This window comes from Streptomyces sp. NPDC001393 (assembly GCF_053597455.1).
Genome location: NZ_JBSFIH010000021.1, coordinates 130335 through 142921, shown reverse-complemented (window position 1 = coordinate 142921; position 12587 = coordinate 130335). Strand labels below are relative to the sequence as shown.

General features: G+C 68.7%; 10 protein-coding genes. 6 read left to right on the top strand and 4 right to left on the bottom strand.

Translation table 11 applies throughout. From position 1 onward, the window contains the following. The 6 genes from ACWC2T_RS23170 to ACWC2T_RS23145 all read left to right on the top strand — a co-directional run. The coding region (locus tag ACWC2T_RS23170; protein WP_450672240.1) for a hypothetical protein at nt 1–2031 on the top strand (2031 nt) is incomplete at its 5' end. A gap of 10 nt (nt 2032–2041) precedes the next feature. Further along, nucleotides 2042–2683 (top strand): hypothetical protein, encoded by a 642-nt coding sequence (locus ACWC2T_RS23165; RefSeq protein WP_450672239.1) that lies wholly within the window; start codon nt 2042–2044, stop codon nt 2681–2683. A 244-nt stretch (nt 2684–2927) separates the two neighbouring features. Further along, nucleotides 2928–3218, top strand: a complete 291-nt coding sequence (locus tag ACWC2T_RS23160; RefSeq protein ID WP_450672238.1) for a transposase family protein — start codon at nt 2928–2930, stop codon at nt 3216–3218. Beyond that, on the top strand, nt 3169–3375 hold the full coding sequence (locus ACWC2T_RS23155; protein WP_450672237.1) for an SUKH-3 domain-containing protein: 207 nt from the start codon (nt 3169–3171) through the stop codon (nt 3373–3375). The genes ACWC2T_RS23160 and ACWC2T_RS23155 overlap by 50 nt, the downstream gene beginning before the upstream one ends. A 74-nt stretch (nt 3376–3449) precedes the next feature. Next, a complete protein-coding gene (recD2, locus tag ACWC2T_RS23150) occupies nt 3450–5720 on the top strand; it encodes an SF1B family DNA helicase RecD2 (protein WP_450672236.1) in 2271 nt (756 codons plus the stop codon). A gap of 198 nt (nt 5721–5918) precedes the next feature. Continuing rightward, entirely contained in the window at nt 5919–7208 is a 1290-nt protein-coding gene (locus tag ACWC2T_RS23145; RefSeq protein ID WP_351217279.1) for a citrate synthase, read from the top strand. Between the two features lie 751 nt (nt 7209–7959). Here ACWC2T_RS23145 and ACWC2T_RS23140 read toward each other — a convergent pair. The 4 genes from ACWC2T_RS23140 to ACWC2T_RS23125 form a co-directional block, all read right to left on the bottom strand. After that, nucleotides 7960–10236 carry a heavy metal translocating P-type ATPase gene (locus tag ACWC2T_RS23140; protein ID WP_450672235.1) on the bottom strand — a complete coding sequence of 759 codons (2277 nt, stop codon included), beginning with the start codon at nt 10234–10236 and terminating at the stop codon, nt 7960–7962. 86 nt (nt 10237–10322) lie between these two features. Then, a complete protein-coding gene (locus tag ACWC2T_RS23135) occupies nt 10323–10562 on the bottom strand; it encodes a heavy-metal-associated domain-containing protein (protein ID WP_450672234.1) in 240 nt (79 codons plus the stop codon). 86 nt (nt 10563–10648) lie between these two features. Next, nucleotides 10649–11587, bottom strand: coding sequence for a PrsW family intramembrane metalloprotease (locus ACWC2T_RS23130; RefSeq protein ID WP_450672233.1), 939 nt, complete (start codon nt 11585–11587; stop codon nt 10649–10651). A 269-nt stretch (nt 11588–11856) separates the two neighbouring features. Beyond that, nucleotides 11857–12501 carry a TetR family transcriptional regulator gene (locus ACWC2T_RS23125; RefSeq protein ID WP_450672232.1) on the bottom strand — a complete coding sequence of 215 codons (645 nt, stop codon included), beginning with the start codon at nt 12499–12501 and terminating at the stop codon, nt 11857–11859. Between the last annotated feature and the right edge of the window lie 86 nt (nt 12502–12587).

Genomic DNA, 12587 nt, shown 5'->3' with positions numbered 1-12587 from the left:
CTGCCGTGGGGCGATCCGGTGGAGCAGAAGCATCACTGGTGGGAGTTCGGGCACTGGGCGAAGTCGTTCCTGTGGGACGGCATCTGCGTGGACGGTATCTGGGGCACGATCAAGGGCCTGGGCACGCTGGTGGGTTTCCAGGGCTGGGACGCGATGAAGCAGGCCTGGAAGGGCCTGGCCCAGCTCGCCACCGGCCTGGCGTTCATGTCGGATCCGTTCCTGGGAGCGCTGTTCTGGGCGACGCCGGACAAGTACATGCCGTCCTGGCTGCGTGAGTCACGCAACACGATGAAGCAGACCGGCAAGGCACTGCTGGCGTGGGACGAGTGGGGCAAGAACCCCGCCCGCGCGGCGGGTGCGGTCACGTTCAACGTCCTGACCACGGTCTTCACCGACGGCGCGGGCGCGGCGGCGTCCGGGGCGGGCAAGGCCGGCGCGGTCGCCAAGGCCATCTCGGTCGCCGGCAAGATCGGCAAGTTCATCGACCCCATGACCTACGTCATGAAGGGTGCCGGCGCGGGCCTGTCCAAGATCGGCGACATCACCAAGGCCCTCAAGGGCGCCGGAAAGATCGACATCCCGAAGCTCCCCGACAACGCCATCACCCTCCCCGAAGGAACGATCCACCTCCCCGACGGCACCGTCCACCTCCCCGAGGGCGCACCGCTCCCCAAGGGCGGCATCGAACTCCCCAACGGCACGGTGCAGTTGCCCCACGACGCACCCCTGCACCCCGCGGGCACCGATCCCCTGCACACCCCCGAGGGCGAGCCGCAGCTGTTCGCCGACAAGGACGGCAACATCGTCGACGAGCGCGGCAACGTGCTCATGCACCACCAGGGCGGCCCCCCGGACATCACCACCCAGCCCCACACCAGCCCGGACCTCCCCCGCACCCCCTCCCCGGCCAGGGAACCCGCCCTGGTCGGCGCGGGCGCCCACACCGCCGACACCGCCGCCCACGCCGGCGACCACATCAACCTCGGCAACAGCCTGGACACCAACCTCGGCGACACCGGCCGCACCAGCGAGCACACCCCGACCACACCCGGCGTCCACGCCGGCGGCGACATACCCGGCGTCCACGCCGGCGACCACCTGCCCGGCGGTCACGCAGGCGACCGACTTTCCGGTGGCGGCGCCGATCACCTGCCTGGCGGTACAGCCCACGAGCACGGAACCGGGCCTGCCGCCAGCCATGAAACGCCCCACACTGACCAGAGTGGTCACCACGTCGACGGTCCCGTTGGACATGGCGACGGCCCCCACGAGACCGGCGGTTCCGTTGGTGGATCTACGGAAGTGCCGAGTGGGCACGGTCGCGGTCCGACAGTGGCAGGCGGCCACGGCCCTGGCCACGGCCACGAGCCGCCGTCTGTGAGTTACAGCGAGGGAGACGAACGGCCATCCGCGCCGACAGGACGCATGGAGCCCGGTCAGGAGGCAGCGGTTGCCGAGCAGCTCGCGCGAGCCAAGATGGCACCTCATGATATTGAGAAGTCACTCGCTGGACTTCGTAAGAGCCAGTACGGTGCCGGAATCGCACGGTACATCGCTGAAGGAAACCTGGCCGACCTTCCTGGCTACGATGACCTCCTGTCTCAGTGCAAGCAGGTCAGCAAGGACAGCGATATGACTCCTGCGGTATACATGGCGATGGAGCATGCAACAGATCTCCAGGCTCATGGCGTTGAGGGGTTGGCGCTGGAATTGAAGAAGCCGGAAGTCGGTCTGGACTTGGACGTGCTGGTGAGATCCGGCGACCGAATTGAATACGGTGTGCAGCTCAAGGATGTGAAGGGCGTGGCGGGTCTCAACAGCGCAACGAAGGGTATCGCTGCGAAGCAGTTGAGGGGGCCCATTGACGGTCTCAAGGTTGCAATCTTGGACGTGCATGACACCAAGGCGGCGCTCACAGAAAAGATCCTGGAGCGTATTGCTGCCCGCGCTAAGATGACAGAGGCCACCTTCGTGCTGCGATTCGAGGATGGTTCGATTACTATTCCGGCCAATGGTCCTACCTATCCATAAGGAAGAGTTCATGTCCATGCTCATGCGCGCACCGCGTGAATGCGCGTCCTGGTTCTGGGATCTGGAGGACTACGCATCACCCGGACTGCAGTCAGCGCTCATGACCGCGGCCCAAATGGCCAGTGTTCTACGGAAACATGATCTACTGGCGCCGGATAACCTGGAATGGGCATGGTTTATTCCTGGACTGGGTGGCGCGCCCGCGATGACCCGTTTGCACCTGCTGAGGCCGCTTGACGATGAGCAAGTGATTCAGCGCATCCAAGAAATGCGTCCAGTTGGCTATCCGGAAGCTTCCGTGGGCGATCTTCTCGTGGCAGGGCATGGTGTATGGCTCGATAGTCACGGTGCGTCACGGCGTGAGTACCGTCTCGTGGAGCTGACTGTTTCCCCGGAACCTCTTGGACTGTCCGCCGAAGTTTCTGTCTTTCATGACATCTGGGGCCCGTTCGACTTCCACGGCACTCCGCATCCGGAAGTGCACCAGCGGAATGCGCCGCGGCTCGCTGCTGCGCTCAAGGACCTGGAGACCCTGCTTGGCGTGATGGCTGAGCCCGGTGAGCCTACGTATTTCGGCAGGGCGGAAGGCTACGGGGTCGGCGAGCCGGAGGTTGAGGACGGACGCGGCCCGGACCTGACCGACCAACTTTGAAAGGCGCGCAGGTACAGACTTACGTCGACGGCCTGCCGGTCGGACTGGGTTGGTATTTCACTCCGGAGGGAACGCTGTAATTGCCACTACACCCGTCGCTCGCTGGGTCTGGGGCCAGGGCTTCGGCGTAGTCGTGTGACGTCCGGTTCGTGACGATCTGTCGGACAGCCCTGGTCGGGAACGCAACAGGCACGGCCTCCAAGATCATGGAGTTCTCGACGCCCCGTGATCCAAGTGGAAGACCGTGCCTGCCGACGCATCATCGCCGATCCCGTCTGCTCTTGACCAGCTCCGCCAGCAGCCCGAGCCCCGACCTGGAGAGATCCCCGGGCTGCTGGAACGGCTCGCGGAGGTGCCAGACCCACGTGATGCACTCGGAGTCCGCCACAAACTGGCCGCGGTGCTCGCCCTGACCGCGTGCGCCGTGCTGGCCGGGGCGGCCTCGCTGCTGGCAGTCGGCGAATGGCGGAGACGCGGCTGGGATCATGGAGTTGGCCGAGGGACTCGGAACGGCTCTGTTCCCTGTGGGGTATGAGGCGTCGGAGTGCGGAATTCTGTTGGTGGATGAGAAGGGCCGTTTCTTCCACCTTCACCACACGGGGGGCTATTACTCGGGGCACGACGAGTTCGACGCGTTCTCGCGGTTCCTGCAGGGCCTGGAGGATCCCGACGCCGAGGACTACTTCGTCTGATCGCTGTCGTCGGCCCGGAGCACCGGCTGCAATGTGACGGCCCCGCTGTCAGACCCGCCCGGTACCGTCGGATCATGGCTCAACAGGCGGGGACCCAGACCGGTGAGCGGCGGCTCGCTGTGCTTGAAGGCGTGCTGGAGCGGATCACGTACGCCAATGAGGAGAACGGATACACCGTTGCCCGGGTGGACACCGGCAGAGGCGCCGGTGATCTGCTCACGGTCGTCGGTGCGCTGCTCGGTGCCCAGGTCGGGGAGTCCCTGCGGATGGAGGGGCGCTGGGGGTCGCACCCCCAGTACGGCAAGCAGTTCCATGTGGAGAACTACACGACCGTGCTGCCGGCGACCGTCCAGGGCATCCGGCGTTACCTCGGGTCCGGACTCGTCAAAGGCATCGGACCCGTCTTCGCCGACCGGATCACCCAGCACTTCGGGCTCGACACCCTCCGGATCATCGAGGAGGAGCCCAAGCGGCTCATCGAGGTGCCGGGCCTCGGCCCCAAGCGGACCAAGAAGATCGCCGAGGCCTGGGACGAGCAGAAGGCGATCAAGGAGGTCATGCTCTTCCTCCAGACCGTCGAGGTGTCCACGTCCATCGCCGTGCGGATCTACAAGAAGTACGGCGACGCGTCGATCCGGATCGTCAAGGAACAGCCGTACCGCCTCGCCGCCGACGTCTGGGGCATCGGGTTCCTCACCGCCGACAAGATCGCCCAGTCCGTCGGGATTCCGCACGACAGCCCGGAGAGGGTGAAGGCCGGGCTGCAGTACGCCTTGTCGCAGTCCGCCGACCAGGGCCACTGCTTCCTTCCCGAGGAGCGGCTGATCTCCGACGCGGTGAAGCTGCTCGCCGTCGACACCGGACTTGTCATCGAGTGCCTCGCCGAGCTGGCCCAGCCGGCACAGGAGGGCGAGGACCCGGGTGTCGTACGGGAGAAGGTGCCCGGGCCGGACGGTGGCGACTCCGAACCCGTCACCGCCGTGTACCTCGTCCCCTTCCACCGTGCCGAACTCTCCCTCTCCTCCCAGCTGCTGCGTCTCCTGCGCACGGACCAGGACCGGATGCCGGCTTTCCAGGACGTCGACTGGGACAAGGCCCTCGGCTGGCTGAAGACGCGTACTGGGGCCGATCTCGCCCCCGAGCAGGAGGCCGCCGTGAGGCTCGCGCTCACCGAGAAGGTCGCCGTGCTCACCGGCGGGCCCGGCTGCGGCAAGTCCTTCACCGTGCGCTCGATCGTGGAGCTGGCCCGGGCCAGGCGCGCCAAGGTGCTGCTCGCGGCCCCCACCGGGCGGGCCGCCAAGCGACTGGCCGAGCTGACCGGCGCCGAGGCCTCCACCGTGCACCGGCTGCTGGAGCTGAGGCCCGGTGGGGATGCCGCCTACGACCGGGACCGGCCGCTCGACGCCGATCTCGTGGTGGTCGACGAGGCCTCCATGCTCGACCTGCTGCTCGCCAACAAGCTCGTGAAGGCCGTGCCACCCGGCGCCCACCTCCTCTTCGTCGGGGACGTGGACCAGCTGCCCAGCGTCGGCGCCGGCGAAGTACTCCGTGACCTGCTCGCCGACGGCAGCCCCCTCCCCGCCGTCCGGCTCACCCGGGTCTTCCGGCAGGCCCAGCAGTCCGGCGTCGTCACCAACGCGCACCGGATCAACGCGGGGCAGCATCCGCTCACCGACGGGATGAAGGACTTCTTCCTCTTCGTGGAGGACGACACGGAAGAGGCCGGGCGGCTCACGGTGGACGTGGCCGCCCGTCGGATTCCGGCCAGGTTCGGGCTCGACCCGCGCAGGGACGTCCAGGTCCTGGCCCCCATGCACCGGGGCCCGGCCGGCGCCGGCGTGCTGAACGGGCTGCTCCAGCAGGCCGTCACGCCCGGCCGGCCCGATCTGCCCGAGAAGAGGTTCGGCGGCCGGGTCTTCCGCGTCGGCGACAAGGTCACCCAGATTCGCAACAATTACGAGAAAGGGAAGAACGGTGTCTTCAACGGCACCGTGGGTGTCGTCACCTCGCTCGATCCGGTCGACCAGCGGCTCACGGTGCTGACGGACGAGGACGAGGAGGTTCCGTATGAATTCGACGAACTGGACGAACTGGCCCATGCGTACGCGGTGACCATCCATCGTTCGCAGGGAAGCGAGTATCCCGCCGTGGTGATTCCGGTCACGACCGGGGCATGGATGATGCTCCAGCGGAACCTGCTGTACACCGCGGTCACACGCGCCAAACAGCTGGTCGTCCTCGTCGGTTCACGCAAGGCGATCGGACAGGCGGTGCGCACGGTGTCGGCGGGACGGCGGTGTACGGCCCTCGACTTCAGGCTCATCCAGGGTCATCACGAAAAATGATCGATCAAATGAGTCACGAAGGTCACAGAGCACTTCCAGATGCCCCCTTCGAGGGGGCAGGATGAGCAGGTTGGCGGCACTGAGTGCCGCCAATAGGCCCAATGGTCGACCCCGAGTGCACTCTCCTGAGCCAAATGGGGGATGGTAGAGACAGTCAGGGCACCTCGAAGATGAGGCACTACGTCGGTGAGGGAAGACGTGAGCGACAACTCTGTAGTACTGCGGTACGGCGACGGCGAGTACACCTACCCGGTGGTCGACAGCACCGTCGGCGACAAGGGCTTCGACATCGGGAAGCTCCGCGCCCAGACCGGTCTGGTGACTCTGGACAGCGGGTACGGCAACACGGCCGCCTATAAATCCTCGGTCACCTACCTCGACGGCGAGGCGGGCATCCTCCGCTACCGCGGCTACCCCATCGAGCAGCTGGCCGAGCGCTCCACCTTCCTCGAGGTGGCGTACCTGCTGATCAACGGCGAGCTGCCCACCGTCGACGAGCTCTCGACGTTCAAGAACGACATCACGCGGCACACCCTGCTGCACGAGGACGTCAAGAACTTCTACAAGGGCTTCCCGCGCGACGCCCACCCGATGGCCATGCTGTCCTCGGTCGTCTCGGCGCTGTCCACCTTCTACCAGGACAGCCACAACCCGTTCGACGAGACGCAGCGCAACCTCTCCACGATCCGGCTGCTCGCCAAGCTGCCGACGATCGCGGCGTACGCGTACAAGAAGTCGATCGGCCACCCGTTCGTCTACCCGCGCAACGACCTCGGCTACGTCGAGAACTTCCTGCGCATGACCTTCTCGGTGCCGGCGCAGGAGTTCGACCTGGACCCGGTCGTCGTCGCCGCGCTCGACAAGCTGCTGATCCTGCACGCCGACCACGAGCAGAACTGTTCGACCTCGACGGTCCGCCTGGTCGGCTCGTCGCAGGCCAACATGTTCGCGTCGATCTCGGCCGGCATCAGCGCGCTGTGGGGCCCGCTGCACGGCGGTGCCAACCAGTCCGTGCTGGAGATGCTCGAAGGCATCCGTGACTCCGGCTCCGACGTCGACACCTTCATCCGCAAGGTGAAGAACAAGGAGGACGGCGTCCGTCTGATGGGCTTCGGCCACCGGGTCTACAAGAACTTCGACCCCCGCGCCAAGATCATCAAGGCCGCCGCGCACGATGTGCTGTCCGCGCTGGGCAAGGAGGACGAGCTCCTCGACATCGCCCTGAAGCTGGAGGAGCACGCGCTGTCCGACGACTACTTCGTCGAGCGCAAGCTGTACCCGAACGTGGACTTCTACACCGGTCTGATCTACCGGGCCATGGGCTTCCCGACCGAGATGTTCACGGTCCTGTTCGCCCTCGGCCGCCTGCCGGGCTGGATCGCCCAGTGGACCGAGATGATCAAGGAGCCGGGCTCCCGCATCGGCCGCCCGCGCCAGATCTACACGGGCGTGGAGCTGCGCGACTTCGTGCCGGTCGAGGAGCGCTGACACCTGCCGGTGAGGGGCGCCGCGTTGGTGGTGCCCCTTGTTGGTGTTTCCCCTCCGGGGGGCGAGGGGGCCGCGTTTGCCGGTGCCCCTCGCTGGAGTAAGTGCTCTTGGCCGGGCGCCCAAGCAGGTGTCGCTGAAGGTGCGTGGGTGGCCGGCGGTCGGGGCCTTGGCGCACCGTCGTAGACGCACGAAGGCGCACCGTCGTAGACGCACGAAAGCGGAAGGCGCCCTGGCGCCGGTCCCCCCACGGGCCGACGACCAGGGCGCCTTCCCATGTCCCGGTGCGGATTCCCCCCACGGGATCCGGCCGGGCGCTCGGAGAGGACAGCGCCTGAATCGCTGTCGTGAGCAGAATGAGCAAAACTCGTCCTGCCCCAGTGACGCGCTGCGATCTGCCGGGACAACGCACGCAGGGAGGGCCGCTCAAAGCTTCCCGGCGCGCGTGCCCCGGCAACGCATCTCTGAGGAAGTCCCCCAAGACATCCCCAGATGCCAGTCAGCGCCCCCCAAGACGCTGGGCTGACATCGCCAAACTTAGACCTTCGAACCCCTTCGATGGTTACGTTCGCATCACTGTGATCTGCGTCTCTTGCATATGTCCTTTAGGTGCGCAAGAGCCCCGATACGGCGATCGGAGTCCAAGCGTAAGGATGATGCGCGAGCCTTGTGAAGAGCTTATGTGAGGCTCGCGCCGGACTCTAGGGGGTCTCTTACTTCGACTGCGGCGAACCGCCGGTAACCCCAAGGGACTTCAGCGGAAGCGGCGCAACCGCAGACTGTTGGTCACCACGAAGACCGACGAGAAGGCCATCGCGGCGCCGGCGATCATCGGATTGAGCAGTCCGGCGGCGGCCAGCGGCAGCGCCGCCACGTTGTAGCCGAAGGCCCACGCCAGGTTGCCCTTGATGGTGGCCAGCGTCCGTCGGGACAGCCGGATGGCGTCGGCCGCGACCCGCAGGTCCCCGCGCACGAGAGTCAGGTCGCCGGCCTCGATCGCCGCGTCCGTGCCGGTGCCCATGGCCAGGCCCAGATCGGCGGTGGCCAGGGCGGCCGCGTCGTTCACGCCGTCGCCGACCATCGCCACGGCCCGCCCCTCGCGCTGCAGCCGTCGTACGACGTCCACCTTGTCCTCGGGCAGCACCTCGGCGAACACGTCCCCGGCGTCGATGCCCAGTGTGCCCGCCACCGCCTCGGCGACCGTACGGTTGTCCCCGGTGAGCAGCACCGGCTTCAGGCCCAGCGCGCGCAGCTCGCGCACCGCCTCCGCGCTCGTCTCCTTGACCGCGTCGGCGACGGCGAGGACCCCGCGGGCCCGCCCGTCCCAGCCCGCCACGACGGCCGTACGGCCCTGCTGCTCGGCCTCGCGTGCCGCACCGGCCAAGTCCTCGGGAAGATCGTCGTAGAGGCGCCCGACGGCCACCTCGCGGCCGTCCACGCGCCCGCGTACGCCCCGCCCGGGGACGTTCTCGAAGTGCTCCACCGGCGGGAGCGCGCCGGCCCGTTCCTCGGCGCCGGTGGCGATCGCGCGGGCGACGGGGTGCTCGGAGGCGTGCTCCAGGGCGCCGGCGAGCCGCAGCAGCTCCTTCTCGTCCTCGCCGTCGGCGACGTACACCGCCTGGAGGGTCATCCGGCCGGTGGTGACGGTGCCGGTCTTGTCGAGGACGACCGTGTCGACGCGGCGCGTGGACTCCAGCACCTCGGGGCCCTTGATGAGGATGCCGAGCTGGGCGCCGCGGCCGGTGCCGACCATCAGCGCGGTCGGTGTGGCCAGGCCCAGCGCGCAGGGGCAGGCGATGATCAGGACGGCGACGGCGGCGGTGAACGCGGCGACCGTGTCCCCGGTGACGCCCAGCCAGACGCCGAAGGTGCCGAGTGCGATGAGGATGACGACGGGCACGAACACCGCGGAGACGCGGTCGGCGAGCCGCTGCACCTCGGCCTTGCCGTTCTGCGCGTCCTCCACCAGCCTTGCCATCCGGGCGAGCTGGGTGTCGGCGCCGACCCGGGTGGCCTCGACGACGAGCCGCCCGCCCGCGTTGACCGTGGCGCCGGTGACCCGGTCGCCCGGGCCGACGTCCACCGGCACCGACTCGCCGGTCAGCATGGCCGCGTCCACCGCGGAGACGCCCTCGACCACGGTACCGTCGGTGGCGATCTTCTCGCCGGGCCGTACGACGAACCGGTCGCCCACGGCCAGATCCGCCACCGGGACCCGCATCTCGCGCCCGTCCCGCAGTACGGCGACGTCCTTGGCGCCCAGCTCCATCAGTGCCCGCAGGGCCGCGCCCGCGCGCCGCTTGGAGCGGGCCTCCAGGTAACGGCCGAGCAGGATCAGCGCGACGACTCCGGCGGCGACCTCCAGGTAGATGGTGGAGGCGCCGTCCATCCGCGAGACGGTGAGGCGGAACTCGTCGTGCATGCCGGTCATGCCCGCGTCGCCGAAGAACAGTGCCCACAGCGACCAGCCGAACGCGGCCAGTGTGCCGACCGAGACCAGGGTGTCCATGGTGGCGGCGCCGTGCCGGAGGTTGGTCCAGGCGGCCCGGTGGAAGGGGGCGCCGCCCCAGACGACGACCGGCGCGGCGAGCGTCAGCGAGAGCCACTGCCAGTTGTCGAACTGCAGCGCAGGGACCATCGCGAGCAGCACCACGGGTGCGGCGAGCAGCGCAGAGACGAGCAGGCGGTGCCGCAGGGCGCCGAGTTCGGCATCGTGCCCCGAGGCCCGCTCGGAGGCCTGCTCGGAGGCCTGTGCGGATGTCTCCGGTGCAGGCTCCGGCGGTGGCGGCTGCTCGGCGGTGTAGCCCGTCCTCTCCACGGTGGCGATCAGGTCGGCCACCCGCACGCCCTCACCGAAGGCGATCTTCGCCTTCTCGGTGGCGAAGTTGACGGTGGCGCTGACGCCCTCCATCCGGTTGAGCTTCTTCTCCACACGGGCGGCGCAGGAGGCGCAGGTCATCCCGCCGATGAGCAGCTCTACTTCGGCGGTCTCGCCCGTGGTTATGGCTGTCTCTGCGGTGGTGCTGGTCATGTCCGGACTCCAGACATCGGACCGGACCGTACGGAGCCAGTATCAGCTGGTCGGCACGGCCCGGTCGGGGAAAGGGAGAGTCTTGCTCAGGCCCGGCCGGCCAGCTCGAAGCCGGCCTCGTCCACGGCGGCGCGCACGGCGTCGTCGTCCAGCGGGGCCTCGGAGACCACGGTCACCTCGCCGGTGGACGCGACGGCCTTCACCGAGCTGACGCCGGGGAGCTGGGAGATCTCGCCGGAGACGGAGCCCTCGCAGTGGCCGCAGCTCATGCCGGTCACCTTGTAGACGGTGGTGACGGAGGCCGGGGTGTCGGTGTGGGCGGTCATGTCGTTACTCCTCGTCGAGGTGTGTGGGGCCGGTGGGGCCCGCGAGCGAACCCCACGCTCCTCACACTATACCCCTAGGGGGTACCTCACCAAGAGGAGTCCCGGCGTGCCAGCGACCGCACCCAGCCGATCCCGGCCAGGGCCACCAGCGCCAGGCCGCCGACCGAGAACAGCGTGAACAGGTGCTGCTGTTCGGCGCTCGGCCGGACCAGGTACCCCGGTACGAACAGCCGGCTCTCCGCTTCGGTGCCGGTCAGCCGGGCGACCACCCAGGCCGCCACGCCGTGCGTGGAGTCCCACAGAGCGTGCAGCAGGGACACGCCCAGGAAGGTGCCGACGGCCGGCGCGGAGACGCGGAAGTACCCGTTCAGGCGGCGCCGGGCCAGCAGCACGCCACCGGCGATCGCGGTCCACAGCCCGTGCCCGAAGGGGGCGAGCGGCCCGCGCAGGATCTCCGTCTCCAGCAGGACGCGCAGATCGGTGCCCTCGCCGGCGAGAGCCGCGTGGACGGCGTACCCGGCGCTCTCCAGGCCGGCGAAGCCGAAGCCGACGGCCGCGCCGAGCACCAGTCCGGCGCGCAGCCCGCGGACGGCCGGCTGTCTGCGCAGCACGAACACCAGCGCCCCGAGCTTGGCGGCCTCCTCGACCAGACCGACGCCGAGGAGGATCTCCGGCGCAGGACGCAGCGGATACGACTCCGTCAGCGAGGCGCCGAGCACGCCGAGGGCCCCGCCGGCCAGGAAACAGCCGAGGATCGCGCTGACGCCCAGGTCACGGCCGTGCCGTTCGTACGCCCACAGCACGAAGGCGACCGGCACGAGAAGGCTGCCGAGCAGGATCAGTGTCGGCAGCAGCGTGCTGTTCCGCGTCTCGTACGTGACCCACGCGGTCAGCGCCCACAGGGCGAGCCCCCCGCCCAGACAGCGCCGCCACAGGCCCGCGGCGATGCGGGGGTACGGCGGTGGCGGCTGCTGGGGGCCGGGGATGCGGGCCTTGGGCGCGCCGGGAGGCGGGGAGTGACTCACGGGGGTCCCCTCGGGCAGCGGCTGGGCGATTTATCCGCACTCTAGGCAGATGTGCCAGGGGTTGCAGTCCGGGGGGCCTTCTGGGGGTATGGGGCCTTCTGGGGGTGTGGGGGGCGGGAGCTCGGTGCGCGGGGGCCGGGGTGCCGGGATCACCCGCCGGCCGGGCGGCCGCCTGGGACGCCCAGGCCGGTCGGCCCCCGAGGTGTCCTCAGTCGGTATCAACGCCCGCTGACGGCCGCTGACGAGCGCCCCCGGTGCCGCCCTCCGTGTCACCCGAGGCCGAGCCTCTCGCCCACCAGGGGTTGCAGGTAGCGGACCAGGACGTTCTTGATCTCCTGGACGTAGGCCGCGCGCTCGGTGTCCTCGTGGGCGAGTACCAGTTCGAGGCCGGACTTGTAGATGCCGAGGCAGACGTGCGCCGTGCGGGTGACGTCGGCGGGGGTGGCGTCGGGCATGAAGGAGGCGAGCAGGTCCTCGATCCGGCCGACCAGCGTGGTGTGCAGCTGGTCGTGCGTCTCGGCCATCCGGCCGGGGATGTCGGGGCCGTGCATCAGCGCGAAGAACACCGGGTGCTCGGTGTTGAAGGCCATGAACCGGTCGATGGCGGAACCGATGGCCTCCTCCAGCGGGGTGGCGGGGTCGACGGGGGCCAGTGCCTCGCCATAGGTCTCCCGCATCTCGTGGACGAGCCGGTCGCCCAGCTCGATCGCGATGGCCTCCTTGTTCGGGAAGAACTGGTAGAGCGTGCCCGGTGAGACGCCGGCCTCCCGGGCGATGGCGTTGGTGCTGGCGGCGGTGTACCCGGTGGTGCAGAAGACCCGTGCGGCCGCCTCGAGCAGCTGGGCGATACGGCGCTCCCCGCGGGCCTGCCGGCGACGCGGCTGCTCCTTCTGTGTCTGCGGGTTGTCGGGCACGCGTTATCCCCAGCTCTCCGAACGTGATTGACAAACACGAGTGGCCGCTCGCATTCTGGAGAAACGCGAGCGATCTCTCGTGTTTG